We start from the raw sequence: 24,650 nt of genomic DNA on the forward strand, positions 1-24,650 counted from the left end.
CGCGGGCGCCTACGGCAGGTATCGCAATGCGGCGCCGCTGCCCTGCAGCAGCGCCGCATTGCGCATGGCCGAGCGGCGCATGAACTCCCACAGCGCGCTGACGCGCTTGAGGCGGCGCAGGTCCTCGTGGCAGTACATCCAGAAGCTGCGCGTGATGGCGATGTCGTCCGGCAGCACGGGGGTCAGGCGCGGATCCTGCGCGGCGATGAAGCAGGGCAGGATCGCCAGCGACTGCCCTTGCAGGGTGGCATGGTACTGGGCGATGACGCTGGTGCTGCGCAACACCACCCGGCTGTTGGGCAGCACGTCCTCGAGGTAGCGCAGCCGTTCGCTGAACAGCAGTTCGTCCACATAGCCGATGAAGTCGTGCCCGGCCAGGTCGGCGCGCTCGCGGATCGGCGCATGGCGCGCCAGGTACGCGGGCGTGCCATACAGCATCAGCGTGTAGTCGCACAGCTTGGTGCAGACATACGGGCCGCGTTGCGGCCGCTCGATGGTGATGGCCAGGTCCGCCTCGCGCTTGGACAGGCTGACGAAGCGGGGCACCGGCAGGATATCCAGGGTGATGTGCGGGTAGCGTCGCTGGAAGTCCGCCGCCAGCGGGGTCAGCACATAGCTGCCGAATCCCTCGGTGGCGCCGATGCGCACATGCCCGGACAGCGCCTGCCCGATACCGGAGAGGTTTTCCCGCGCGGTGTGCACGGTGCTTTCCATCTGTTCGGCGAAGACGAACAGGCGTTGCCCGTCCTCGGTCAGCACGTAGCCGGCGCTGCGCGACTTCTCGAACAGCAGGCTGTCGAGCTCGGCTTCCAGGGCGCGGACGCGGCGCGCCACGGTCGTGTGTTCCACGCCCAGCTTGCGCGCGGCGGCGCTGACTCGCTGCGTGCGCGCCACTTCCAGGAAGTAGCGCAGGCTGTCCCAATCCAGCATGGCGGCTCTCTTGTGTATTTTTGCACAAGGAATGTGCATTTGTTTCGTTGATTGTGGATTTTCACACATCTACACTAGGACGGGCGGGCGCCGTGGGCGCACCCGTGCAAGACCTAGAAAAACCACAGGAGACAGATTCATGAAATCGCGCGCACGCGGGTTTGCCGCAGGCTTGTGCCTGGGCGCCATGTTGGTGGGTCAGGCGATGGCGGCGGACAAGCCGCCGGTGAAGATCGGCATCCTGACCGATATGTCGGGCACCTATGCCGGCATGGGCGGGCCTGGTTCGGTCGCGGCGGCGCAACTGGCGATCGACGATTGCCTGGCCGCCGAATGCAAGGGCATGAAAATCGACCTGGTTTCGGCCGACAACCAGAACAAGACCGACGTCGGGGCGGCCAAGGCGCGCGAGTGGTTCGACCGCGATGGCGTCACCGCCATCGCCGATCTGACCAACTCGGCCGTGGCGCTGGCGGTGCAGGGCATTGCGCGCGAGAAGAACAAGGTCGTGATGTTCTCCGGTCCGGCCGCCACGGCGCTGACCAACCAGGACTGCTCGCCGCTGGGCTTTCACTGGATGTTCGACACGTATTCGCAATCGGCCGGCGGGGCCAAGGCCACGGTGCGGGCGGGCGGCAAGTCCTGGTACTTCATCACCGTCGATTACGCCTTCGGCCATTCGCTGGAGGCCGATACCGCCAAGGCCGTCCAGGCCCTGGGAGGCACGGTGGCCGGCAGCGTGCGCCACCCCTTGAATGCGCCCGATTTCGCCTCTTACCTGCTGCAGGCGCAAAGTTCCAAGGCCCAGGTGGTGGCGCTGGCCAACGGCGGCCAGGATACGGTCAACGCCGTCAAGCAGGCGCGCGAGTTCGGCATCGTCGAAGGCGGCCAGCGGCTGGTTTCGCTGCTGGTCTTCCTGTCCGACCTGCGCGCGCTGGGGCTGGACAACGCCCAGGGCCTGTCCTATGTGGACGGCTTCTACTGGGACTACGACGACGCGACGCGCCAGTGGTCGGCGCGCTTCGAGAAGGCGTTTCGCGGTCTGAAGCCCACCATGGTCCAGGCCGGCGTCTATTCGAGCGTGCTGCACTACCTGCGCGCGGTCGCCGCCAGCGGCAGCACCGACGGCAAGGTCGTGGCCGACAAAATGCGCGAATTGCCGATCAAGGATCCGATCATGCGCAACGCGAGCATCCGGCCCGACGGCCGGGTGATCCACGACATGTATCTGTACGAAGTCAAGAAGCCTGCCGAGTCCAAGGGCGGCTGGGACTATTCCAAGCTGGTGGCCACCATTCCGGCCGCCGAGGCCTTCCAGCCGCTGGCCGAGTCGACCTGCCCGCTGGTCAAGAAGTAAACCGGTCCGGTGCCGCGCGCCGCGCGAGCGGCGCCGGCAGCGCCTGTCCAATACGGCCCGCCGGGCCGCATCCCAAGCAGTGTGAGGAGCAGAGAAATGAGCGAAGTTCCCCGTTTGCCGCTATTGATCGGCGGCAAGCTCGTGCAGTCCAAGACCACCCAATGGCGCGACGTGATCAACCCCGCCACCCAGGAGGTCGTGGCCCAGGTGCCGTTCGCCACCCGCGAAGAGCTGGACCTGGCCGTGGCCGACGCCAAGGAGGCGTTCAAGACCTGGCGCAATACCGGGCAGGGCGCGCGCATGCGCGTCATGCTGAAGCTGCAGCAGCTGCTGCGCGAGAACACCGGCAAGCTGGCCGAGATGATCACCCGCGAGCATGGCAAGACACTGCCCGACGCCGAGGGCGAGGTCGGCCGTGGCCTGGAGGTGGTCGAGCATGCCTGCTCGATCGCCAACCTGCAGCTGGGCGAGTACGCCGAGAACGCCGCCGGCGGCATCGACGTCTACACGCTGATCCAGCCGCTGGGCGTCTGCGCCGGCATCACCGCGTTCAACTTTCCGGTCATGCTGCCGTGCTTCATGTTCCCGATCGCGGTGGCCTGCGGCAATACCTTCGTGCTCAAGCCGTCCGAGCAGGATCCCTCGTCGTCGCTGTTCCTGGCCCAGCTGGCGCTGGAAGCCGGCCTGCCGCCGGGCGTGCTCAACGTGGTGCACGGCGGCCCGGACATCGCCAATGGCCTGTGCGAGCACCCGGACATCAAGGCCGTGTCGTTCATCGGCTCGACCCGCGTGGGCACCGAGATCTACAACCGCGCCTCGGCCGCGGGCAAGCGCTGCCAATCGATGATGGGCGCCAAGAACCACTGCGTGATCCTGCCCGACGCCGATCCGGAAGTGGCGCTCAACCAACTGGTGGGCGCGGCCTTCGGCGCAGCCGGCCAGCGCTGCATGGCCACCTCGGTGGCCGTGATGGTGGGCGAGGCGCGCAACTGGCTTCCCGATTTCGTCGAACGCGCCAAGAAGCTGAAGGTCAACAATGGCGTCGACCGCGAGGCCGATCTCGGTCCGCTGGTGTCGCCCGCGGCCAAGCAGCGCGTCGAGGGCCTGATCCAGAAGGGGGTGGACGAGGGCGCCAAGCTGCTGCTGGACGGCCGCAGCCTCAAGGTGGCCGGCTTCGAGCAAGGCAACTTCGTCGGCCCGACCATCTTCGATGGCGTCACCGAGAACATGGCCATCTATACCGAGGAAGTATTCGGGCCGGTGCTGTGCGTGGTGGGCGTGGACACGCTGGAGGACGCGGTCGAGTTCATCAATCGCAACCCCAACGGCAACGGTGTCGCGCTGTTCACGCAGGATGGCGGCGCGGCGCGCTATTTCCAGAACAACATCGACGTCGGCCAGGTCGGCATCAACATTCCCATCCCGGTGCCGGTGGCCTGGTTCAGCTTTACCGGCTCGCGCGGATCCAAGCTGGGCGACCTCGGCCCCAACGGCAAGCAGGCGGTGCAGTTCTGGACGCAGACGAAGACGGTGACGGCGCGCTGGTCCGCCCACGGGCGCGGCGTGAACACCACCATCTCGATGAAATGACGGATCGATGCTGCGGGATCGCGTAAACTTATAGTAAAAAGTAATATAGAATCCGTCCTATATTACTTATAATTGGCTCCGTCTAACAGGGGCCAATTCATGAACCTGCAGCAATTCCGTTTTGTGCGCGAAACCATCCGGCGCGACTTCAACCTTACCGAAGCCGCCCGGATGCTCTATACCTCGCAGCCAGGCGTCTCGAAGGCGATCATCGAATTCGAGGACGAACTCGGCATCAAGATCTTCGAGCGGCACGGCAAGCGCATCAAGGGGCTGACCAAGCCCGGGCTGGCTGTTTCCCAGGTGATCGACCGCATCATGCGCGAAGTCGACAATCTGAAGAAGGTCAGCGACGAATTCGCCCGCCGCGACGAGGGCGGGCTGGTGATCGCGTGCACCCATACGCAGGCGCGCTACCTGCTGCCGCGCGTGATTCCGGCCTTTCGCAAGCAGTTTCCCAAGGTGCACCTGTCGTTGGCCGAGGGCAGCCCGTCGCAGCTGGCCGAAATGGTGCTGCACGAGCAGGCCGACCTGGCGCTGGCCACCGAATCGCTGGCGCTGACCCCCGGCCTGGCGACCCTGCCGGTCTATACCTGGGAGCACACCGTCGTGGTGCGGCCGGACCACCCGCTGACCGAACTGACCTCCAGCCAGGCGCGGCGCCTGACGCTGGCCCAACTGGCCGAATATCCCATCGTGACGTACGACCGGGCCTTTACCGGCCGCACCACGATCGACGAGATTTTCGCCAACCAGGGCATACACCCGGACATCGTGCTCGAAGCCATCGACGCCGACGTGATCAAGACCTATGTCGACGTGGGGCTGGGCATCGGCATCATCGCCGGCGTCGCGTACGACCCGCGCCGCGACGCCAACCTGGTGGGCCTGCCGGTGGGCCATCTGTTCGGCACGCACACCACGCGGGTAGGGGTGAAGTCGGGCGTGTTCCTGCGCGACTACGTGTACACCTTCATGGAAATGATGGCGCCTGGCCTGACGCGCCAGGTGGTCAGCGAAGCGGTGCAGGGCGGGCCGGCCTGAGCGGCTCCGGCCCCATGCAGGACCCGCGGCGCGCCTTCGGCGCGCTTTCTTTTGGCCGGAGGCGGCGCCCCGCCCCGGCCGGCCGCGCGTGCGCGGATGCCGCCTATCCGGACAGGCCGGGCCATTGATAATATCAAATAAGAATCGGTCTCATTTATGTTGACTATCCAATGGGAATCATTATCATTACCCTCAGTCTCAACGACCGATGAGGTAAATCATGACGGCAGGACTCAGTGCAGTAGTGGTGGGCGCGGACCGGCTGGGCAACATTCCGGACCTGCTCAAAGGGCACAACATTTCGATCACCCATCACATCAGCGGGCGCGATCCATCGCATCAGAAGAAAACCTTGCAACTACCGTCCGGTACGCAACTGGTCATCCTGCTTACCGACTTCCTCGGGCACAACGTCATGAAGACGTTCCGCCATGCGGCGCAGCGGGGCGGCATCCGTGTGGTGGCGTGCCGGCGCTCGGTGTGCAGCATGCAGCAGGCATTGCTCCAGTGCGGCCTGTGTGCGCGGTCATGATCGCGCGGTAACGCCATGCCGCCGTCATCGCCGCCAGCCGTGGCCGGCGCGCCAGTTGAGGCCCAAGCAAAAGCGCCCCATCGGGGCGCTTTTGCTTGGGCGTCTTGTGGACATGTTCAGTTCGATGCGCGCGCCGAGGCAAGGCGGCTGTCGTCGATACGGCGCGCGCCGTTGTAGCGCTTGGCCCAGTAGGCCACGGTCATGTTTTCGACGCGCACCACGCCGCCGGAACTGGGCGAGTGGATGAAGCGGTTTTCGCCCATGTAGATGCCGACATGCGAGTAGCGCCGGCCCAGGGTGTTGAAGAACACCAGGTCGCCCGGGCGCAATTCCTTGCGGTCGATATTGGTGCCCCAGCGGGCGATGTCTGCCGAGATGCGCGGCAGCTTCAGGCCCAGCGAGCGCTCGGCGGTGTAGGCCACCAGGCCGCTGCAATCGAATCCGGTATCGGGCGAGATGCCGCCGAACCGGTAGCGCACGCCCAGCTGGCCCAGCGCTTCGCTGACCAGCGGGTTCTCGCCATTGGCCTGCGACACGCCGGCGCGCCGCTCGCGCTTGAGTTTCTGGGTGACCAGGATGCCTATGGGATCGTCGGCGCTGGCGACCCACTCGGTGTCGTCGGGGTCGCTTTCGAAGGTATACGACGTTTTCTTGGCACCGGTGCCGGCGCAACCGGCCAGCCCCACCGCGCACGCTACCACCGCCAGCAAGCGCAGACCGCGGCTCGACAGGCTGATATTGCGTTCAGGTAGCGCGGGGTTGGAGTGTCGATGCATTCGCCGGAATAGGCCGTCCCCGATAAACGGGGCGTCCGTGGTTGTAATGAAATTTTCGGGGATTCTACCAAAGCTATTGTGACGCGAGGATTGCGCGATACCGTCCGTAAGAAAAAAATGGGCGAATATCGGGGGAATCCCCAGGATGCGCGGCAAGCCTGATGCAAGGTTTGCCGGCCACAATAGATGGTTGAGGCGCCAAAGAGCTACCAAACCATACCAGGAGACACCAATGAAAAAAACCCGGGATTTCCATTACCGTTCGATACATGACCGCGACGGGTTCTGGCGCGGGGAGGCAGGGCGGATTCATTGGGAAACGCCTTTCGAGCAGGTGATTGACTATTCCCGGCCGCCATTCGCGCGCTGGTTCGTGGGGGGCAGGACCAATCTCTGTTACAACGCCGTCGACCGCTGGCTGCCGCAGCAGGCCGACCAGCCGGCGCTGATCTGGGTATCGACCGAAGTCGACCAGGAGCGCATCTACACCCGCCAGCAGTTGCATGACGAGGTCAACGCGGTGGCGGCCATGCTGCGCGAGCAGGGGGTGGAGCGGGGCGACCGGGTGCTGCTGTACATGCCCATGGTGCCCGAGGCGGTGTTCGCCATGCTGGCATGCGCGCGCATCGGCGCCATCCATTCGGTGGTGTTCGGCGGGTTTGCCTCGGTCAACCTGGCCCAGCGCATCGACGACGCCGCGCCCAAGGTCGTCATGAGTACCGACGGCGGCTCGCGCGCCGGCAAGGTGGTGGCGTACAAGCCCCTGCTGGACCGGGCGCTTGCGCTGTGCCAGAAGCCGCCCGGCGCGGTGATCATCCTCGACCGGGGGCTCACGCCATGCGAGCGGCAGCCTGGCCGGGATCTGGACTACGCCGAATTGCGCGCCCGCCACGAGGGAGCGCGCGTGCCGGTGCAATGGCTGGAGTCGTCCGAGCCGAGCTACATCCTCTATACCTCCGGCACCACCGGCCGGCCCAAGGGCGTGCAGCGCGACACCGGCGGCTATGCGGTGGCGCTGGCCTCGTCCATGGAGTACCTGTTCGACGGCAAGCCCGGCGATACCTATTTCTGCACCAGCGACATCGGCTGGGTGGTGGGCCACTCGTACATCGTCTATGGTCCGCTGATCGGCGGCCAGACGACCATTCTGTACGAAGGCACGCCGGTGCGGCCGGACGGCGCCATCCTGTGGCAACTGGTCGAGCGCTTCGGGGTCAACACCCTGTTTTCCGCGCCGACCGCGGTACGCGTGCTCAAGCGCCAGGACGCCGCGCTGCTGCGCCGGCACGACCTGTCCACGCTGCGCGCCGTTTACCTGGCCGGCGAGCCCCTGGACGAGCCGACCGCGCAGTGGATTTCCCAGGGGCTGGGCAAGCCCATCATCGACAATTACTGGCAGACCGAGTCCGGCTGGCCCATCCTGTCTGCGCAGCCTGGCGTGGAGCGCGTGCCGACCCGCTTCGGCAGCCCTTCGTTTCCGGTCTACGGGTTCGACGCGCGCATCGTCAGCGAAAGCACGGGCGAGGACCTGGGGCCCGACGAGAAAGGCGTGGTGGCCATCGTTCCGCCCCTGCCGCCAGGCGCCATGTCCACCATCTGGGGCGACGACGAGCGCTTCGTGCAGACGTACTTCACCTCGATTCCCGGCCGGCAGGTGTATTCCACGTTCGATTGGGGGCTCGTCGACCCGGACGGCTACTGGTTCATCCTGGGGCGCACCGACGATGTGATCAACGTCGCGGGACACCGGCTGGGCACGCGCGAGATCGAAGAGTCGATCAACAGCCATGCGGGCGTGGCCGAGTGCGCCGTGGTTGGCGTGGCCGATACGTTGAAGGGGCAGGTCGCGATGGCCTTCGCGGTGCTGAAGGATCCGGCCGGCGCGGAAACGCGCGATGGGGCGCTGGCGTTGGAAGGCGATATCATGCGCGTGGTGGAAGACCAGCTGGGCGCGGTGGCGCGGCCGGCGCGCATCCGCTTCGTCAGCGCCTTGCCCAAGACGCGTTCCGGCAAGGTGTTGCGTCGCGCGATCGTGGCCGTGTGCGAGGGCCGCGACCCGGGTGATCTGACCACCATCGAAGATCCTTCCGCCCTAGAACAGATCAAGGAATCCCTGCAATGAAAACCAAACCCGTGCTGGTCGCCGAAGACGTGAAGAAAATCCTGGCGGCGGCCGAAGCGCATGCGCTGGCCAACAAGTGGGCTGTCACCATCGCCGTCGTCGACGATGGCGGCCACCTGCTGGGTCAATTGCGGCTCGACGGCGCGGCGCCGATTTCCGCGCGCATCGCGCCGGCCAAGGCCAGCACGGCCGCGCTGGGCCGCCGTGAATCGCGCGTCTACGAGGAAATCATCAACAACGGCCGCCAGGCATTCCTGTCGGCGCCGCTGCTCGAGGGCATGCTCGAAGGCGGCGTGCCCGTGACGGTGGACGGCGAGGTCGTGGGCGCGGTGGGCGTGTCCGGCGTGAAGTCCAGCGAGGACGCCGAGATCGCCCGCGCCGGCATCGCCGCGCTGGGCCTGTGACGTATCCGCTGCCGCCCGCCGGCGATCCGCCCGGGGGCGGCGCGGCGGCTGACGCCGGCGCGCTCGCGGCGCTGAACCCGGGCGTGACGCGCCGGGAAGTCTGGGCCTGGGCGATGTACGACTTCGCCAACTCGGGCTACACCACCGTCATCCTGACGACGGTGTTCAGCACTTATTTCGTCAGTGTGGTCGGCGGGCGCGCGCACTGGGCCACGCTGGCCTGGACGGCCGCGTTGTCGCTGTCGTACCTGGCCATCATGCTGACCATGCCGACGCTGGGCGCGCGCGCCGATGCGCGCGCCGGCAAGCGCCGGCTGCTCTACACCAGCACCGCGGGCTGCGTGGCGGCAACGCTGGTGCTGACACAGGCCGGTCCGGGCGACGTCTGGCTGGCGCTGGCCGCCGTGGCCTTGTCAAACTATTGCTATTGCATCGGCGAGTCGGTGGTGGCGGCGTTCCTGCCCGAGCTGGCCCGTCCGCATGCGCTGGGCCGCGTGTCGGGCTGGGGCTGGAGCTTCGGCTATTGCGGCGGCATGCTGGCGCTGGGGTTGTCGCTGGCGGTGGTGACGCTGGGCGAGGCGCGCGGCCTGGACGCGTCCCAATACGTGCCCTGGGTGATTGTGGTGACCAGCGCCATTTTCGCCATTTCCGCGCTGCCGTCGTTCTTCCTGCTGCGCGAGCGCGCCGTGCCGCATGCGGTGACGCTGCAGGCGCCCAACATGCTGGGCCGGCTGCGGCGCGCCTGGCAGGACACCGGCGCCCATTATCCGGAGTTCCGCCGGCTGCTGATGTGCGGCGCCTGCTACCAGGCGGGCATCGCGGTGGTCATCACCTTGGCCGCGGTGTATGCGGAGCAGGCCATGGGCTTCACCATGCCCCAGATCATGCTGCTCGTGTTCACCGTGAACATCGCGGCGGCGGCCGGCGCCTTCGGATTCGGCTACCTGCAGGACCGCATCGGCCACAAGCGGGCGCTGGCGCTCACGCTGGCAGGCTGGATCGCCATGGTGCTGGTGGCCTACGCCGCGGTGACGGCCCCGGTGTTCTGGGTGGCGGCAGTGCTGGCCGGGCTGTGCATGGGCACCAGCCAGAGCGCCGGACGCGCCATGACGGGCGCCCTCGCGCCGGCCGGGCGGCTGGCGGAATTCTTCGCGCTGTGGACCTTCGCCATCCAGCTCGCGGCCGTGGTGGGGCCGCTGACCTACGGACTGGTGACCTGGCTGACCGCCGGCAATCATCGGCTGGCCATCCTGGTCACCGGGGTGTTCTTCGTGGGCGGACTCATCCTGCTTACTCGCGTGGACATGGCGCGCGGCATCGCGCGCCGCGCTGCCTAGACCCCATGCCGGCTGCTATCCTTATGGTCTGACCACCACGCAGCTTATGGTCCGGCCACGATGGCCGCGCGCCTGCCATGATCGCGGATTGCCTGCCGCGCCTGGCGGCGGCGCTCCGTCACCGTAAGGTGCCCGTAAGAGCGTGGCGATACGGTTGCGTGTCGGCAAGAAAAACGGCAGCACCAGAATCATTCACCGGAGACACACCATGTCGAATGCCATTCAATCCGTCCTGGTCGAGAATCGCGTATTCCCGCCGCCGGCGAGCGCCGCGCAAGGCGCCGCGATTTCGGGCATGGACGCCTATTGGGCCCTGTGCGAGGAAGCGGACAAGGACTTCAACGGGTTCTGGTCGCGCCTGGCGCGCGAGAACCTGCAGTGGAGCAAGCCCTTCACCCAGGTCCTGGACGAATCCGAGGCGCCGTTCTATCGGTGGTTCGGCGACGGCGAGCTCAACGTATCGGCCAACTGCCTGGACGTGCACCTGCACAATGGCAACGCCGACAAGACCGCCATCATCTTCGAAGCCGACGACGGCAAGGTCGACAAGATCAGCTACCGCGACCTGCTGGCGCGCGTATGCCGCTTCGCCAATGGCCTGAAGGCCATGGGGTACAAGAAGGGCGATCGCGCCATCATCTACATGCCCATGTCGATCGAGGCGGTGGTGGCCATGCAGGCCTGCGCCCGCCTTGGCGTGACCCACTCGGTGGTGTTTGGCGGCTTCTCGGCCAAGAGCCTGCAGGAGCGTATCGTCGACGTAGGCGCCACGCTGGTGATCACCGCCGACGAGCAGGTGCGCGGCGGCAAGACCATCCCGCTCAAGCCCGCGGTCGAGGAAGCGTTCGCCATGGGCGGCTGCGAGGCCGTTTCCAAGGTGGTGGTGTATCGCCGCACCGGCGGCAAGATCGCCTGGCAGGAAGGGCGCGACGTCTGGATGCACGACGTGGAGGCCGGCCAGGCCGACACCTGCGAACCGCAGGCGGTCAATGCCGAGCATCCGTTGTTCATCCTGTACACGTCGGGTTCCACCGGCAAGCCCAAGGGCGTGCAGCATGCTTCCGCGGGCTATCTGCTGTGGGCGCTGCTGACCATGAAGTGGACCTTCGACGCCCGCGCCGACGACGTGTACTGGTGCACGGCCGACGTGGGCTGGGTGACCGGCCACACCTACATCACCTACGGCCCGCTGGCCGCCGGCGTGACGCAGGTGGTGTTCGAGGGCGTGCCCACGTTCCCCAACGCCGGGCGTTTCTGGGACATGATCGCGCGCCACAAGGTGTCGGTGTTCTATACCGCGCCGACCGCGATCCGTTCGCTCATCAAGGCCGCCGAGGCCAACCAGGACGTGCACCCGCGCCAGTACGACCTGGACAGCCTGCGCATCATCGGTTCGGTGGGCGAGCCCATCAACCCCGAGGCCTGGATCTGGTACCACAAGAACGTCGGCCGCGAGCGCTGCCCGATCGTCGACACCTGGTGGCAGACCGAGACCGGCGGGCACATGCTCACGCCGCTGCCGGGAGCCACGCCGCTCAAGCCGGGTTCGTGCACGCTGCCGCTGCCGGGCATTGTCGCGGCCATCGTCGACGAGACCGGCGGCGATGTCGAGCAGGGCAAGGGCGGCTTCCTGGTCATCAAGCGTCCCTGGCCGGCCATGATCCGCAACATCTGGGGCGACCCGGAGCGTTTCAAGAAGAGCTACTTCCCGCCCGAACTGCACGGCTACTACCTGGCCGGCGACGGCGCCCAGCGCGACGCCGATGGCTATTTCTGGATCATGGGGCGCATCGACGACGTGCTCAACGTGTCGGGCCACCGGCTGGGCACCATGGAGGTGGAATCGGCGCTGGTGGCGCATGAAATGGTCGCCGAGGCCGCCGTGGTGGGCCGTCCCGACGACACCACCGGCGAAGCCGTGGTGGCCTTCGTGGTGCTCAAGCGCAACCGGCCCGAGGGCGAGGAGGCCCAGGCCATCGCCAAGCAGTTGCGCGACTGGGTGGGCAAGGAAATCGGCCCGATCGCCAAGCCCAAGGACATCCGCTTCGGCGACAACCTGCCCAAGACCCGTTCCGGCAAGATCATGCGCCGCCTGCTGCGCGTGGTCGCCAAGGGCGAGGAAATCACCCAGGACGTGTCCACCCTGGAGAACCCGGCCATCCTCGAGCAACTGGCCAAGCCGTTGTGATCGTGCGGCGTCCGCCCGCCGGACGCCGCACCGGACGATGCGCCGCCAGGCGCATAATGCCGTCAGTCTGTAGCCAGCCGGGCCGGTCGCACGACCGGCCCGCGCGTTTTTCGGCTGCGCATGGGTTTTCTCGGGAGTACTGGAAGTGAATCGCGCCGCGTTCGATCGGGTGGGCCTGGGCCTGATGCTGCTCACCATCTTCGTGTGGGCGGGCAGCTGGATCGCGATGAAGCTGGTCGTGCCGTACATCGGGCCGTTCGATTTCATCGCGGTGCGCTACCTGTCGGGGGCAGTGGTGCTGTTCAGCATACTGGTGGCGACCGGTCGGCCGCTGGGCATGCCGCCCTGGAAGCTGACCTTGCTTGCCGCCGCGACGCAGATCACCGGATTCCAGGGTTTCGTGCAGACGGCGCTGATCAGCGGCGGCGTGGGCAAGGTGTCGCTGATGGCCTACACCATGCCTTTCTGGGTGGTGCTGTTCGCGTGGGCGTTGCAGGGCGAGCGGCCGACCGCGCGCCATTGGGGCGGCATTGCGCTGGCCGCGATCGGCCTGGTGTGCTTTCTCGAACCCTGGGCCGGGCTGGGCGATCTCGCGCCGGTCGCGCTGGGCCTGTGCAGCGGCTTGTGCTGGGGCCTGGGCACGGTATTGTCCAAGCGCATGTTCGAGCGCCATGCGCCGGATATCATGACCTTCACCGCCTGGCAGATGCTGCTGGGCGGGGTGGTCATCCTGCCGTTCGCCTGGCTGGTGCCGCAGATTCCCGCCCAGTGGGATGGATGGCGGCTGTGGCTGGGCATGAGCTACATCGTGCTGGTGGCCACGGCGCTGGGCTGGATCCTGTGGCTGCTGGTGGTGCGTCGGGTGCCGGCCTCGATCGCCGGGCTGTCCAGCCTGGGCGTGCCGGTGGTGGCTGTGCTGCTGGCCTGGGCGGTCCTGGGCGAACGGCCCACCCTGACCGAGATGGCCGGCATGGCCCTGATCCTGTTCGGCCTGTGGGTGGTCAGCCGGGCCGCGCGGCCCGCCTCGCGCGCCGTGTCCTGAAATTCCTTACGTGGAGCAACCATGATCGATCTGCGCAGCGATACCGTGACCCGTCCCACCGCCGCCATGCGGCAAGCGATGGCGGCCGCCCCGGTCGGCGATGACGTGATGGGCGATGACCCCAGCGTACGGCGCTTGCAGGAGGAGGTCGCCGCGCGGGCGGGCAAGGAAGCCGGGCTGTTCTTCCCGTCGGGCACGCAGAGCAACCTGGCCGCGCTGATGGCGCATTGCGCTCGCGGCGACGAGTACCTGGTGGGGCAGCAGGCCCATACGTACAAATTCGAGGGCGGCGGCGCCGCGGTGCTGGGCAGCATCCAGCCGCAGCCCGTCGACCATGCCGCCGACGGCAGCCTGCCGCTGGACAGGCTGGCGGCCGCGCTCAAGCCCGGCGGCGATCCGCATTTCGCCCGTACCCGGCTGCTGGCGCTGGAAAACACCTTCCAGGGCCGGGTGATTCCCGCCGGCTATGTCGCGCAGGCCACGGCGTGGGCCCGCGAGCATGGCCTGTCCACCCATCTGGACGGTGCGCGCGTTTTCAATGCGGCCGTGGCCAGCGGCGTGCCGGTGCGCCAGCTGTGCGCGCCGTTCGACACGGTCTCGATCTGTTTTTCCAAGGGGCTGGGCGCGCCGGTCGGATCGGTGCTGGTCGGCAGCCGCGTCCTGATCGAACAGGCGCACCGTTGGCGCAAGATGCTGGGCGGCGGGATGCGGCAGGCCGGCATAATGGCCGCCGCCTGCCTGCACGCGCTGCACCATCACGTCGAGCGCCTGGCGCAGGACCACGACAACGCGGCGCGGCTGGCCGCGGGCCTGGACGGCATCGACGGCGTGCGCGTGCTGGGGCAGCACACCAACATGGTATTTGCCGAGTTCGACCCGGCCCGGTGCGAATCGCTGGCCGCGGCGCTGCGCGAGCAGGGCATGCTGATGCGCGCCGTCTATGGCGGGCCGACCCGCCTGGTGACGCATCTGGACGTGGACGCCGACGGCATCGATCGCGTCATCGACGCGGTACGCGGGCATTGCGCGGCCGCGCGCTGAGCGCGGCGCGTTTCAGCCGCCCGCCGGCCCGTCGTGGGCCTGGCGGCTGTCGGGCGGCGCCTGGTCGCGCGCCTGCATGCCGTAGTCGCGCAGGACATGCGCGACCCGTAGCCGATAATCCTGGAATACGCCGTTGCGGCCGGCCGACTGGGCCTGCCGGTGTTCGGCCAGCGCGCGCCAGTTGCGCACCGCTTCCTCGTCGCGCCAGAACGATAGCGACAGCAGCTTGCCCGGCGTGCTGAGGCTTTCGAAACGCTCGACCGAAATGAAGCCGTCGATGGCCCGCAGGTGGGGCAGCAGGCCGGCGGCGATATCCAGGTAAGCGGCGCGCCCGCCTTCGGCGGCAGGCTGCACTTCGAAAATGACGGCGATCATGGGGCGTCTCCGGACGGGAAGTGGAACTGCGGTACGCGGGCGTTGGGCAGCGGGCGGTAGCGCACGCGCCGCGCCAGCGCCGGCGCGTCCACGCCGTGGCGCAATGCATGCGCCAGCGCCTGGGCCGCGTGCAGCAGGGCTGGCGTGCGTCCCGGACAGGCGTGGCGCTCGGCGCCGAAGGTCCATGGCCAGGCCCCTTCGGCCAGCGCGTGCGCGGCGGCCAGCACCACCAGGATGCTGGCGCCTTCGGGCAGGGACTGGCCCAGCAGGGTGGCGGGGGCGGCGAGGAAGCGCCGGGTGTTGTGCAGCGGCGGGTCGTGGCGCGCCACGTGAGTGACGATTTCCACGCAGGTGTGCAGCAGGTCCGGTGCGGCCGCAGCCGGCGACAGGCGGCCGGCGTGCACCAGCGCATTGCCCAGCAACCCGGCGCCGGCCTCGCACGATTGCAGCAGCAGGCCAGCCAGGTTGGCCGCCAGCACATCCGCCTCGATGCCGCCGGCCAGGGCCAGGCGGCGCAGCACGCCCAGCGCGGCATCGTCGCGGGCGGCGCGCAAATGCGCCAGCATGCGCGCCTGCAGGGCTTGCGCGGCCTGGTCGGCGCGGATGACGGCCGCGGCGTCGGCGCCGGGACGGCAGGCTGCCATGAATGCCTCGATTTCCTGCGCACAGGACGCCGCGACGTCGTCCGGCAAGCCCATCAGGCAGGCCTGCGCGTGGACAGGCGCCTGGTAGAGATAGCGGTCCACCTGGGCCGGATCATTGCCGATCGCCGGCCAGGCGGGTTCGGCCAGGTCCGCCGCGGTGCGCTGGGTCAGGTAGGCCGTCAGCATGGGCTTGAGGCGCTCGTGGACGGCGCCGTCGTTCATGCGGATGAAGCGGCCGAACATCTGTGCGGCAGGCCCCGCGCCCAGCGCCGCGGGCACGGGTTCCCCGGGCGGGCGTACGCGCGCGGCCGGACAGGTCAGTACCGCGCGGATGGCGTGCGGCCCCGCGGCTACCCACAGGCCCAGGCGCTCGTCGTGGTAGAACGGCTGTTCGCGCGCCAGGGCGGCGTAGTAGGGGTAGGGGTCGGGGTGCGCGACGGCCTCCAGCGGGTCGGCGGGTTGCATGCTGTCTCCTCGATGCTGTCTTGCAGTATCGGCGATCACGGGATCGAACGTTTCGTTGTTGTATGAATCGTGGTGTGCGGGGCCGCCGCGCCGTCCAGCAGCGCGGCGTAGCCCGTGCGCGAGTCCGGCCATTGCAGTCGCAGGCCGCTGGCGCGCAGGCGCGCGTTGCACAGCCGCTTGCTGCCGACCTGCGGGGGCGCCGGCCCGTCGCCCGGTGGAGGCGCGCCGGCCAGCGCCGCCAGCGCGGCGTACAGTTCGTGCAGGGGCAGCGGGGTATCGTCGCAGCCCAGGTAGAGCGGATCCGGGGCGGGCAGGCGCAGCAGGTGCGCGATCGCGGCCGCCGCGTCGTCGATATGGATGCGGTTGGCCCAGTGGGGCGGGTCGACGGGCGCGCGGGCCTGCCCCGCGCGCAGCCGCTCCAACAGCTGCAGGCGGCCCGGCCCATACAGGCCCGCCAGGCGCAGCACCACGGTCTGGCCGGGCCAGGCGTCCAGCGATCGCTCGGCGTCGAGCAGGGTGCGGCCATTGAAGCCCAGCGGGCCGGCAGGCGTATGTTCGTCCACCCACTGCCCGTCGTGCTCGCCGTAGACGGCCGAGGACGAGACGAACAGCGTGCGGCGCAGGGCCGTCGTGTCCAGCGCGCCGCGCAGGTGGCGCAGGCCGTCGACGAAAACCTCGCGGTAGCGGGCCGGGTCGCGCGCGCCGGGGGCCGGCAGGTACACGACCTGCGTTAGGCCGCCCGGCAGGCCGGCCAGCGTCGCGGGTTGGGTGAGGTCGGCGGCGATCCAGCGTGGCCCGCCTTCCTCGGCAGGCGGCGGCTGGCGCCGCAACGCCCAGACTTGGTCGCCGCGCGCCAGCAGGCGCCGCGCCACCCGCGCGCCCAGGTCGCCGCAGCCGGCCAGCAGCACTCGTTCGCTCATGCGAGGCCTCCCCTCCGTGTTTGACGGGTTCACGGTCTGGAAAAAAGGCGCCGCGAGGGCGCCTGGTATCCTGCCGGCGCCCACGTGCGCGCCCGCGCTTACATGCCGCTGTAGACCGGTCCCTCGCCGCCTTGCGGCGCTACCCAGACGATGTTCTGGGTGGGATCCTTGATGTCGCAGGTCTTGCAGTGCACGCAGTTCTGCGCGTTGATCTGCAAGCGGTCGGCGCCGTGGTCGTCCTTGATGAACTCGTACACGCCGGCCGGGCAGTAGCGCGACTCGGGGCCGCCATACTTGGCCAGGTTGACCGCCACCGGCACGCTGTCGTCCTTCAGCGTCAGGTGCACCGGCTGGTTCTCTTCGTGATTGGTGTTGGAGATGAACACCGAGCTCAGCTTGTCGAAGGTCAGCTTGCCGTCGGGCTTGGGGTAGTCGATGCGGGCGCATTGCGACGCCGGCTGCAGGCAGGCATGGTCCGGCTTGTTGTGGCGCAGGGTCCAGGGGAACTTGCCCTTGAGCAGCCATTGTTCGATACCGGTCATGAAGGTGCCGACGGTGCGGCCCTTCTTGAACCATTGCTTGAAGTTGCGCGCCTTGTTCAGCTCGGCGTGCAGCCACGAAGACTCGAAGGCGCTGGCGTAGCTGGCCAGCTCGTCGTGGCTGCGATCGCTCGCCAGCGCGTCGAAGGCCGCCTCGGCCGCCATCTTGCCGCTCTTGATCGCGGCGTGGCTGCCCTTGATGCGCGACGCATTCAGGAACCCGGCTTCACAGCCGATCAGCGCGCCGCCTGGGAAGGCCAGCTTGGGCAGCGACAGCAGTCCGCCCGCGGTGATGGCGCGCGCGCCGTAGGCGATGCGCTTGCCGCCTTCGAACGTGCCGCGGATGGCGGGATGGGTCTTGTAGCGCTGGAATTCCTCGAACGGCGACAGCCACGGATTGGCGTAGTCCAGGCCCACGATCAGGCCGACCACCACCACGTTGTTGTCCAGGTGATAGAGGAACGAGCCGCCGTAGGTGTCGGAGTCCAGCGGCCAGCCGGCGGTGTGCACCACCAGGCCCGGACGCGACTGGGCCGGGTCGACCTCCCACATTTCCTTGATGCCGATGCCGTACGATTGCGGGTTGCGGCCCTCGTCCAGCTTGTAGCGGCCGATCAGCTGGCGGCCCAGCTGGCCGCGCGATCCTTCGGCAAACAGCGTGTAGCGCGCCAGCAGTTCCATGCCGGGCTGGTAGTGGTCGGTGTGCGTGCCATCGCGCGCCACGCCCATGTCGCCGGTGGCCACGCCGCGCACCGCGCCGTTCTCGTCATACAGCACTTCGGCAGCCGCGAAGCCGGGGAAAATGTCCACGCCCAGCGCCTCGGCCTGTTCGCCCAGCCACTTCACCACGTCGCCCAGGCGCACGATGTAGTTGCCTTCGTTGTGGAAACAGGCCGGCAGCAGCCAGTTGGGCGTGGAGCGCGCGCCGGTGGCGCTGAGAAAGAGGAACTTGTCCTGCGTCACGGGCACGTTCAGCGGCGCGCCCTTTTCCTTCCAGTCGGGGATCAGCTCGGTCAGGGCCTGCGGGTCCATGACGGCGCCCGACAGAATATGCGCGCCCAGCTCCGAGCCTTTCTCCAGGACACAGACGCTGACTTCGTGGTTCCTTTCCGCGGCAAGCTGCTTGAGGCGGATGGCCGCGGCCAGCCCTGCCGGCCCGCCGCCGACCACGACCACGTCATATTCCATTGACTCACGTTCGGACATTACACAGTTCCCCTCTGTTGACCCTGATATGGCTGGAAGTATTATCGGCGATTGTATTGCAGCCGGCGCCGCGCCGGCTGCGCATGGTCGATTATCAGGAGTACGGTAAGTGAACCGCGACGAGCACGCTGTGCGCACGCTGCAGGTGGGGGACGCCCACCAGGTGGATATTCCCCTGCGCTGGGGCGATTCGGATTGCCTCAATCATGTCAACAACACGATTTACTTCCGCATGATGGAGGAAGCGCGGGTGCGCATCCTGTATGAGGCCGGTTACGAGCTGCCGGGCCAGTTCGGCGTCATCCTGGCCCACGCCTCGTGCGATTTCCTGCGCCCGCTTACCTATCCCGGCGACGTGCGGGTGACCCATACGGTGGTGCGCATCGGTCGCTCCAGCATGGACCTGGACCTGACGCTGGAGAAGGTGGGCGAGGAGGGCGAGCCCTACGCGCGCAGCCGCAATGTGCTGGTGTGGGTCAACTACCAGACCAACCGCGCCGAACCCTGGCCGCCCCGGCTGCTGGAGCGGATGGCTGCGCAAATGCGGCCGGCGGCCTGAAGCGCGCGCTATGCCGGTACAATTTGCGGCAGAGCAAAAAACAGCGCAGGCGCGGTCCGCCAGGGCCGGGCCTGTACCAGATCATTTCAATTAGGAGCTGGAGCGATGGACAAGGTTTATGCAAGCGCCGCCGAGGCGCTGGCAGGCATCGTCAAGGACGGCCAGATGATTGCCGTGGGCGGTTTCGGCCTGTGCGGGATTCCCGAGGCGCTGATCGCCGCGCTGCGCGATTCCGGCGTCAAGGGGCTGACCTGCATCAGCAACAACGCCGGGGTCGATGGCTTCGGATTGGGCCAGTTGCTCAACACGCGGCAGATCAGCAAGATGATCGCCTCGTACGTCGGCGAGAACAAGGAGTTCGAACGCCAGTTCCTGTCGGGCGAGCTCGAGCTGGAGTTCACCCCGCAGGGCACGCTGGCCGAGAAGCTGCGCGCCGGCGGCGCCGGCATCCCGGCCTTCTTCACGCGTACCGGCGTGGGTACCGTGGTGGCCGACGGCAAGGAAATCCGCGAATTCGACGGCCATCAGTATGTGATGGAGCGCGCGCTGGTGCCCGATGTCTCGCTGGTCAAGGCGCATATCGCCGACCGCAGCGGCAACCTGGTTTTCCGCAAGACGGCCCGCAACTTCAATCCGAACGTGGCGATGGCCGGCAAGATGACGGTGGTGGAGGTCGAGGAGATCGTCGAGACCGGCGCCCTGGATCCCGATCAGGTCCATCTGCCCGGCATCTACGTGCACCGGATCGTGGTCAACGCCACCCCGGAAAAGCGCATCGAGCAACGCACCACTCGCCCGGCCTAAGGAGAATACGACATGGCATGGTCCCGCGATGAAATGGCGGCGCGCGCGGCGCGCGAACTGCAAGACGGCTTTTATGTGAACCTGGGCATCGGCTTGCCGACCCTGGTCGCCAACCACGTTCCCAAGGGCGTGGAAGTATGGCTGCAATCCGAGAACGGCCTGCTTGGCATCGGCCCGTTTCCCACCGACGACGAGGTCGACGCCGACCTGATCAATGCCGGCAAGCAGACCGTTACCACCTTGCCCGGCTCGTCGATCTTCTCCTCGGCCGATTCGTTCGCCATGATCCGTGGCGGCAAGATCAACCTGGCCATCCTGGGGGCCATGCAGGTGTCCGAGAAGGGCGACCTGGCCAACTGGATGATTCCGGGCAAGATGGTCAAGGGCATGGGCGGCGCCATGGACCTGGTGGCCGGCGTCGGCAAGGTCGTGGTGCTGATGGAGCACGTGGCCAAGAAGAAGGACGGCACCGAAGACATCAAGCTGCTGCCCGAATGCAAGCTGCCGCTGACCGGCGTCGGGGTCGTCGACCTGATCATCACCGACCTGGGCGTCATGAAAGTGACCGAAGACGGCCTGAAGCTGCTGGAATTGGCGCCGGGTGTGACGGCCGATGAAATCAAGGCAAAGACCCTTGCCAAACTGGATGTGTCCGCGGTGAAGTGAGGCGGATTCTTCCTTGTATGTAAGGCGCCGGCGTAAGCCGGCGCTTTTTTTTGCCTGTGGCTCCGGCTCGCGCCGGGGCGGCTGGCGTCCGGCGCGCTGGGAAAGGGTATTCCCTGGGTTTGAAAAGATTTTTTCTTCCATAAAATACTTGCGTAAACAGATTTACATATTCGCTCGCCCGCCCGCCGCAATCCGTCCCGTTTTCTCCGGTTCCGCCGTCTCCATGTCCCTTCCCCCCACTTCCATCGCAGAACGCATCGCGCGTGCGCAACCCGCCTTCAGCCGGACCCAGCACCGCATGGCCGAGTACGTGCTGGCGCACCAGTTCCGGGTCGCCACCATGACCATCGACGAGTTCGCGGTCGCGGTCGGGGTGTCGGTGGCTACGGCGAACCGTTTTGCCCGCGTGCTGGAATTGCCCGGCTATCCGCAATTTCGCGCCGAACTGGCGCGCGGCTTCGAGGCGGCGCTGGAGCCGGTCGAGAAGCTGCGCGTCGAGCTGGCGCATTCCGCCAGCGCGGCGCAGGTCTTCGCCGCGACGCTGCAGGAAGACATCCACAACGCGCAGATGACTTTGCAGTCGCTGGATGCGGGCGCCTGCGAGCGGGCGGTCGAGGCGATCCTCGACGCCGAGCGGGTGTTCATCATCGGTTTTGGCGCCAGCGGTTTCCTGGCCGGCCTGCTGCAGCGCGGCCTGTGCATGCATCTGCACGCGGTCGAATCGCTGGCCGGCCCCGGCGGCGTGTCGCATGCGGCGCGCCAGATGTCGCGCATGACTTCGCGCGACCTCGTGATCGCGCTGGCCTTTCCCCGCTATCTGGCCGATACGGTCACGCTGGCCAATGCCGCCAAGCAGGCGGGGGTGCCGGTGCTGGTGCTGACGGACAAGCCGACTTCGCCGCTGGCGCCGTGCGCCACCGTGGCCTTGTATGCCCATGTGTCGCGCCAGTTGTCGTCCAACGCGGAAACCGCCGCGCTGGGCCTGATCGAAGCGCTGTCCGCCGCGGTGGCGCATCGCTCGAAGAATTCGATAGCAGCCGCTGCCGGCGTGGCGCAGTCCGTCATGCCCTGGCTGATCCATGGTGAAGCAGGAGCAGGAAAACGATGAGGCAGCCCGTAATCGCCATTCATGGCGGGGCCGGCGCGATATCGCGCGCGGCAATGTCGGCCGACAAGGAAAAGGAATATCTGGATGCCCTGGCGCGCATCGTCGCCGCCGGCCAGGCGGTGCTGGCCGGCGGCGGCAGCGCCATCGATGCAGTCACCGAGGCCGTGCGCCTGCTGGAGGACTGCCCGCTGTTCAACGCCGGCCACGGCGCGGTGTTCACCAGCGCCGGCACCCATGAGCTGGACGCGGCCATCATGGACGGGGCCACGCTGCGTTCGGGCGCCATCGCCAACGTGGACTGCGTGCGCAATCCCGTGCGGGCCGCGCGCGCGGTCATGGAACAGAGCAAGCATGTGTTCTTCGTCGGCGAGGGGGCGGTCGCCTTCGCGCGCGAGCACGGACTGGAGCTGGTCGATCCGGACTACTTCTCCACCGAGGCGCGGCGCGAGCAACTGTTGCGGGTACAGCGCGAAACGCCTGGGGCGGCCGTGCTGGACCACGACGGCCAGGCCCTGGTGACGCACGGCCAGCCGGCCCCCGCCGATCCGCTGGATGCCGACAGGAAATTCGGCACGGTGGGCGCGGTGGCGCTGGACGCGCACGGCAACCTGGCCGCGGCGACCTCCACCGGGGGCATCACCAACAAGCAGGTCGGGCGCGTGGGCGACGCCCCGCTGATCGGCGCGGGCACGTACGCCAGCAACCGGACCTGCGCCGTCTCCACCACGGGAACCGGTGAAATGTTCATCCGCATGGTCGCCGCGTACGACGTGGCGGCGCAGATGGAGTATTGCGGCGCCACGCTGGAGCAGGCGGCCGACCGGGTGGTGCACGACAAGCTGCCCGTCATCGATGGCAAGGGCGGCCTGGTTGCCGTCGACGCCCATGGCAACGTCGCCCTGCCGTTCAATACCGAGGGCATGTACCGCGGCCATGGCCGCGTGGGCGAGCCGCCTGTGGTCGCCATCTACCGATAAGGCGCGCGCAAGCGGCCTGGGCAAATACAGTACAGGAATTGAAATATGGTTGATCGCGCAAACAGCCTGGCGATGCCGGATAACCGCGTGGTCCAGGTCGAGGACCTGACGGTGCGTTTCGTCGGCGCCGAACGCACCGTGGAAGCGGTGCGCAACCTGTCCTTTCACGTCGACCGGGGCGAGACCCTGGCCATCGTGGGCGAGTCCGGTTCGGGCAAATCGGTCACCTCGCTGGCGCTGATGCGCCTGGTCGAGCATGGCGGCGGACGCATCGCCCAGGGGCGCATTGCGCTGCGCCGCCGCAACGGCAGCATCGTCGACCTGGGCGCGTCGTCGCAGCGTGCCATGCGCGGCGTACGCGGCGCCGACATGGCCATGATCTTCCAGGAGCCGATGACCTCGCTGAACCCGGTGTTCACCGCCGGCGAGCAGATTGCCGAAACCATCCGGCTGCACCAGGGCAAGGACGCCGCGGCCGCGCGCGCCGAGGCGCTGCGCATGCTCGAGCAGGTGCGCATCCCGGAGGCGCGCTCCGTCATGGACCGCCACCCGCACCAGCTTTCCGGAGGCATGCGCCAGCGCGTGATGATCGCCATGGCGCTGGCCTGCAAGCCCGCGTTGCTGATTGCCGACGAACCGACCACGGCGCTGGACGTCACGATCCAGGCGCAAATCCTGCAGCTGATCCGCCAGTTGCAGGAGGAAATGCATATGGGCGTGGTGTTCATCACCCACGACATGGGCGTGGTCGCCGAAGTGGCCGACCGCGTGCTGGTGATGTACCGCGGCGACAAGGTGGAGGAGGGGCCTTCCGAGCGCATCTTCGCCCACCCCCGGCATAGCTACACCCAGGCCTTGCTGTCGGCGGTGCCCAAGCTGGGCGCCATGCAGGGCACCGACCAGCCGGCGCGTTTTCCGCTGCTGCGCGTCGACGGGGCCGCGGCCGCCGAACCCGCGCAGCCGGCCACGCCGGCCGAGCCTGCCGCGCCGGCGCCTGCCGAAAGCGGGGCCGCCGGCGCACGCCAGCCCATCCTCAGCGTGCGCGATCTGGTCACCCGGTTCGACCTGCGTGGCGGCATTTTCAGCCGTGTGCAGCGGCGCGTGCACGCGGTCGAGAAAGTCAGCTTCGACCTCTACCCGGGCGAAACCCTGTCGCTGGTGGGCGAGTCCGGCTGCGGCAAGTCCACCACCGGGCGTTCGCTGCTGCGGCTGGTCGACAGCCAGGGCGGCCAGATCCATTTCGGCGGACGCGACATCACCAGGCTGAAGACCGCCGAGCTGCAGACGTTGCGCCGCGATATCCAGTTCGTGTTCCAGGATCCCTTTGCTTCGCTCGACCCGCGCGTCACGGTGGGGTTCTCCATCATGGAGCCCCTGCTCGTACACGGCGTGGCCAGCGGCAAGCAGGCCGAGCGCCGCGTGGCCGAACTGCTCGAGCGCGTGGGCATGCCGCCCGAGATGGCGCAGCGCTACCCGCACGAGTTCTCGGGCGGCCAGCGCCAGCGCATCTGCATCGCGCGCGCGCTCGCCCTCAATCCCAAGGTGGTGATCGCCGACGAGTCCGTGTCGGCGCTCGACGTGTCGATCCAGGCGCAAATCGTCAATCTCCTGATCGACCTGCAGCGCGACCTGGGCATCGCGTTCCTGTTCATTTCGCACGATATGGCGGTGGTCGAGCGCGTCAGCCACCGGGTGGCCGTGATGTACCTCGGCCAGATCGTCGAGATCGGCCCGCGCCGCGCGATTTTCGAGAACCCTCAGCATCCCTATACCAGGAAGCTGATGGCGGCCGTGCCGATCGCCGATCCCACGCGGCGGCACATGTCGCGGACCCTGCTGTCGGACGAGATCCCCAGTCCGATCCGCAAGCTCAACGACGAGCCCGTCGTGGCGCCGCTGGTGGCGGTCGGCCCGGATCACTTTGTCGCGCGCCACAGTATCGGCGGCGCGTATTGAATGCGGCGGTCACGAGGCTGCCGCTTTTTGTTCCTCAACCACGCTTCTCCCGCAAAACCAGGAGCCTT

Annotated in this window: 22 protein-coding genes; 16 read left to right on the plus strand and 6 right to left on the minus strand. The window is 67.7% G+C overall.

Annotated elements, in window-relative coordinates; all coding sequences use genetic code 11:
* Nucleotides 1-9 precede the first annotated feature (9 nt).
* Nucleotides 10-930 carry a LysR family transcriptional regulator gene (locus CAL11_RS06320; protein ID WP_033453566.1) on the minus strand — a complete coding sequence of 307 codons (921 nt, stop codon included), beginning with the start codon at nucleotides 928-930 and terminating at the stop codon, nucleotides 10-12.
* Between the two features lie 139 nt (nucleotides 931-1,069).
* On the opposite strand from CAL11_RS06320, the gene CAL11_RS06325 reads away from it, so the two are divergent.
* The 4 genes from CAL11_RS06325 (at nucleotide 1,070) to CAL11_RS06340 (ending at nucleotide 5,453) form a co-directional block, all read left to right on the plus strand.
* Nucleotides 1,070-2,287, plus strand: a complete 1,218-nt coding sequence (locus tag CAL11_RS06325; protein ID WP_003821372.1) for an ABC transporter substrate-binding protein — start codon at nucleotides 1,070-1,072, stop codon at nucleotides 2,285-2,287.
* A 96-nt stretch (nucleotides 2,288-2,383) separates the two neighbouring features.
* Nucleotides 2,384-3,877, plus strand: coding sequence for a CoA-acylating methylmalonate-semialdehyde dehydrogenase (locus CAL11_RS06330; RefSeq protein ID WP_015065110.1), 1,494 nt, complete (start codon nucleotides 2,384-2,386; stop codon nucleotides 3,875-3,877).
* 99 nt (nucleotides 3,878-3,976) lie between these two features.
* On the plus strand, nucleotides 3,977-4,921 hold the full coding sequence (locus CAL11_RS06335) for a CysB family HTH-type transcriptional regulator (protein WP_003813758.1): 945 nt from the start codon (nucleotides 3,977-3,979) through the stop codon (nucleotides 4,919-4,921).
* 220 nt (nucleotides 4,922-5,141) lie between these two features.
* A complete protein-coding gene (locus tag CAL11_RS06340; protein WP_015065111.1) occupies nucleotides 5,142-5,453 on the plus strand; it encodes a DUF2325 domain-containing protein in 312 nt (103 codons plus the stop codon).
* 116 nt (nucleotides 5,454-5,569) lie between these two features.
* On the opposite strand, the gene CAL11_RS06345 is transcribed toward CAL11_RS06340, so the two are convergent.
* Nucleotides 5,570-6,229, minus strand: a complete 660-nt coding sequence (locus CAL11_RS06345; protein WP_086092438.1) for a C40 family peptidase — start codon at nucleotides 6,227-6,229, stop codon at nucleotides 5,570-5,572.
* A gap of 232 nt (nucleotides 6,230-6,461) precedes the next feature.
* Between CAL11_RS06345 and CAL11_RS06350 the strand changes: the two genes are divergently transcribed.
* The 6 genes from CAL11_RS06350 to ltaE all read left to right on the plus strand — a co-directional run bounded on the left by CAL11_RS06350 (nucleotide 6,462) and on the right by ltaE (nucleotide 14,363).
* The gene (locus tag CAL11_RS06350; RefSeq protein WP_015065113.1) at nucleotides 6,462-8,351 is read left to right on the plus strand and encodes a propionate--CoA ligase; all 1,890 of its coding nucleotides are present in this window, start codon (nucleotides 6,462-6,464) and stop codon (nucleotides 8,349-8,351) included.
* Complete coding sequence (locus CAL11_RS06355; RefSeq protein WP_086092439.1) at nucleotides 8,348-8,755, plus strand: heme-binding protein; 408 nt, start codon at nucleotides 8,348-8,350, stop codon at nucleotides 8,753-8,755. The genes CAL11_RS06350 and CAL11_RS06355 overlap by 4 nt, the downstream gene beginning before the upstream one ends.
* On the plus strand, nucleotides 8,752-10,092 hold the full coding sequence (locus CAL11_RS06360; RefSeq protein WP_086092440.1) for an MFS transporter: 1,341 nt from the start codon (nucleotides 8,752-8,754) through the stop codon (nucleotides 10,090-10,092). Before CAL11_RS06355 ends, CAL11_RS06360 begins: the two co-directional genes overlap by 4 nt.
* A gap of 208 nt (nucleotides 10,093-10,300) precedes the next feature.
* Nucleotides 10,301-12,280 carry an acetate--CoA ligase gene (gene acs, locus CAL11_RS06365; protein WP_033463137.1) on the plus strand — a complete coding sequence of 660 codons (1,980 nt, stop codon included), beginning with the start codon at nucleotides 10,301-10,303 and terminating at the stop codon, nucleotides 12,278-12,280.
* Nucleotides 12,281-12,425: 145 nt separating this feature from the next.
* Nucleotides 12,426-13,322 (plus strand): DMT family transporter, encoded by an 897-nt coding sequence (locus CAL11_RS06370; RefSeq protein WP_086092441.1) that lies wholly within the window; start codon nucleotides 12,426-12,428, stop codon nucleotides 13,320-13,322.
* Between the two features lie 21 nt (nucleotides 13,323-13,343).
* The gene (gene ltaE / locus CAL11_RS06375) at nucleotides 13,344-14,363 is read left to right on the plus strand and encodes a low-specificity L-threonine aldolase (protein ID WP_086092442.1); all 1,020 of its coding nucleotides are present in this window, start codon (nucleotides 13,344-13,346) and stop codon (nucleotides 14,361-14,363) included.
* A gap of 12 nt (nucleotides 14,364-14,375) precedes the next feature.
* Here the strand turns inward: ltaE and CAL11_RS06380 are convergent, their stop codons facing one another.
* The 4 genes from CAL11_RS06380 to CAL11_RS06395 all read right to left on the minus strand — a co-directional run bounded on the left by CAL11_RS06380 (nucleotide 14,376) and on the right by CAL11_RS06395 (nucleotide 18,512).
* Nucleotides 14,376-14,738, minus strand: a complete 363-nt coding sequence (locus CAL11_RS06380; protein WP_003813739.1) for an antibiotic biosynthesis monooxygenase family protein — start codon at nucleotides 14,736-14,738, stop codon at nucleotides 14,376-14,378.
* Complete coding sequence (locus CAL11_RS06385; RefSeq protein ID WP_086092443.1) at nucleotides 14,735-15,886, minus strand: cytochrome; 1,152 nt, start codon at nucleotides 15,884-15,886, stop codon at nucleotides 14,735-14,737. The genes CAL11_RS06380 and CAL11_RS06385 overlap by 4 nt, the downstream gene beginning before the upstream one ends.
* On the minus strand, nucleotides 15,883-16,767 hold the full coding sequence (locus tag CAL11_RS06390) for an NAD-dependent epimerase/dehydratase family protein (RefSeq protein WP_086092444.1): 885 nt from the start codon (nucleotides 16,765-16,767) through the stop codon (nucleotides 15,883-15,885). Before CAL11_RS06390 ends, CAL11_RS06385 begins: the two co-directional genes overlap by 4 nt.
* A 98-nt stretch (nucleotides 16,768-16,865) precedes the next feature.
* Entirely contained in the window at nucleotides 16,866-18,512 is a 1,647-nt protein-coding gene (locus CAL11_RS06395) for an electron transfer flavoprotein-ubiquinone oxidoreductase (RefSeq protein ID WP_033457128.1), read from the minus strand.
* Nucleotides 18,513-18,621: 109 nt separating this feature from the next.
* Here CAL11_RS06395 and CAL11_RS06400 point away from each other — a divergent pair, with 109 nt between their 5' ends.
* The 6 genes from CAL11_RS06400 to CAL11_RS06425 all read left to right on the plus strand — a co-directional run bounded on the left by CAL11_RS06400 (nucleotide 18,622) and on the right by CAL11_RS06425 (nucleotide 24,582).
* The gene (locus tag CAL11_RS06400; RefSeq protein ID WP_033453556.1) at nucleotides 18,622-19,071 is read left to right on the plus strand and encodes an acyl-CoA thioesterase; all 450 of its coding nucleotides are present in this window, start codon (nucleotides 18,622-18,624) and stop codon (nucleotides 19,069-19,071) included.
* Between the two features lie 105 nt (nucleotides 19,072-19,176).
* Entirely contained in the window at nucleotides 19,177-19,875 is a 699-nt protein-coding gene (locus tag CAL11_RS06405) for a CoA transferase subunit A (RefSeq protein WP_015065123.1), read from the plus strand.
* Between the two features lie 12 nt (nucleotides 19,876-19,887).
* Entirely contained in the window at nucleotides 19,888-20,541 is a 654-nt protein-coding gene (locus tag CAL11_RS06410; protein ID WP_033453555.1) for a CoA transferase subunit B, read from the plus strand.
* A gap of 223 nt (nucleotides 20,542-20,764) precedes the next feature.
* Nucleotides 20,765-21,649: a MurR/RpiR family transcriptional regulator gene (locus CAL11_RS06415; protein ID WP_015065125.1), complete on the plus strand. Its 885-nt coding sequence runs from the start codon at nucleotides 20,765-20,767 to the stop codon at nucleotides 21,647-21,649.
* Nucleotides 21,646-22,626, plus strand: coding sequence for an isoaspartyl peptidase/L-asparaginase family protein (locus CAL11_RS06420; protein WP_086092445.1), 981 nt, complete (start codon nucleotides 21,646-21,648; stop codon nucleotides 22,624-22,626). The genes CAL11_RS06415 and CAL11_RS06420 overlap by 4 nt, the downstream gene beginning before the upstream one ends.
* Before the next feature lie 45 nt (nucleotides 22,627-22,671).
* Nucleotides 22,672-24,582, plus strand: coding sequence for a dipeptide ABC transporter ATP-binding protein (locus CAL11_RS06425; protein ID WP_086092446.1), 1,911 nt, complete (start codon nucleotides 22,672-22,674; stop codon nucleotides 24,580-24,582).
* Nucleotides 24,583-24,650: the final 68 nt, after the last annotated feature.

The sequence above is a fragment of the Bordetella genomosp. 6 genome, from assembly GCF_002119705.1.
Taxonomy (GTDB): Bacteria; Pseudomonadota; Gammaproteobacteria; order Burkholderiales; family Burkholderiaceae_B; genus Bordetella; species Bordetella bronchiseptica_F.

What these genes read in the sequence shown, in the direction of transcription:
- CAL11_RS06320 (WP_033453566.1), bottom strand. Translation starts at nt 930, where the DNA reads ATGCTGGATTGGGACAGCCTGCGCTACTTCCTGGAAGTGGCGCGCACG.
- CAL11_RS06325 (WP_003821372.1), top strand. Translation starts at nt 1,070, where the DNA reads ATGAAATCGCGCGCACGCGGGTTTGCCGCAGGCTTGTGCCTGGGCGCC.
- CAL11_RS06330 (WP_015065110.1), top strand. Translation starts at nt 2,384, where the DNA reads ATGAGCGAAGTTCCCCGTTTGCCGCTATTGATCGGCGGCAAGCTCGTG.
- CAL11_RS06335 (WP_003813758.1), top strand. Translation starts at nt 3,977, where the DNA reads ATGAACCTGCAGCAATTCCGTTTTGTGCGCGAAACCATCCGGCGCGAC.
- CAL11_RS06340 (WP_015065111.1), top strand. Translation starts at nt 5,142, where the DNA reads ATGACGGCAGGACTCAGTGCAGTAGTGGTGGGCGCGGACCGGCTGGGC.
- CAL11_RS06345 (WP_086092438.1), bottom strand. Translation starts at nt 6,229, where the DNA reads ATGCATCGACACTCCAACCCCGCGCTACCTGAACGCAATATCAGCCTG.
- CAL11_RS06350 (WP_015065113.1), top strand. Translation starts at nt 6,462, where the DNA reads ATGAAAAAAACCCGGGATTTCCATTACCGTTCGATACATGACCGCGAC.
- CAL11_RS06355 (WP_086092439.1), top strand. Translation starts at nt 8,348, where the DNA reads ATGAAAACCAAACCCGTGCTGGTCGCCGAAGACGTGAAGAAAATCCTG.
- acs (WP_033463137.1), top strand. Translation starts at nt 10,301, where the DNA reads ATGTCGAATGCCATTCAATCCGTCCTGGTCGAGAATCGCGTATTCCCG.
- ltaE (WP_086092442.1), top strand. Translation starts at nt 13,344, where the DNA reads ATGATCGATCTGCGCAGCGATACCGTGACCCGTCCCACCGCCGCCATG.
- CAL11_RS06380 (WP_003813739.1), bottom strand. Translation starts at nt 14,738, where the DNA reads ATGATCGCCGTCATTTTCGAAGTGCAGCCTGCCGCCGAAGGCGGGCGC.
- CAL11_RS06390 (WP_086092444.1), bottom strand. Translation starts at nt 16,767, where the DNA reads ATGAGCGAACGAGTGCTGCTGGCCGGCTGCGGCGACCTGGGCGCGCGG.
- CAL11_RS06395 (WP_033457128.1), bottom strand. Translation starts at nt 18,512, where the DNA reads ATGTCCGAACGTGAGTCAATGGAATATGACGTGGTCGTGGTCGGCGGC.
- CAL11_RS06405 (WP_015065123.1), top strand. Translation starts at nt 19,177, where the DNA reads ATGGACAAGGTTTATGCAAGCGCCGCCGAGGCGCTGGCAGGCATCGTC.
- CAL11_RS06410 (WP_033453555.1), top strand. Translation starts at nt 19,888, where the DNA reads ATGGCATGGTCCCGCGATGAAATGGCGGCGCGCGCGGCGCGCGAACTG.
- CAL11_RS06415 (WP_015065125.1), top strand. Translation starts at nt 20,765, where the DNA reads ATGTCCCTTCCCCCCACTTCCATCGCAGAACGCATCGCGCGTGCGCAA.
- CAL11_RS06420 (WP_086092445.1), top strand. Translation starts at nt 21,646, where the DNA reads ATGAGGCAGCCCGTAATCGCCATTCATGGCGGGGCCGGCGCGATATCG.
- CAL11_RS06425 (WP_086092446.1), top strand. Translation starts at nt 22,672, where the DNA reads ATGGTTGATCGCGCAAACAGCCTGGCGATGCCGGATAACCGCGTGGTC.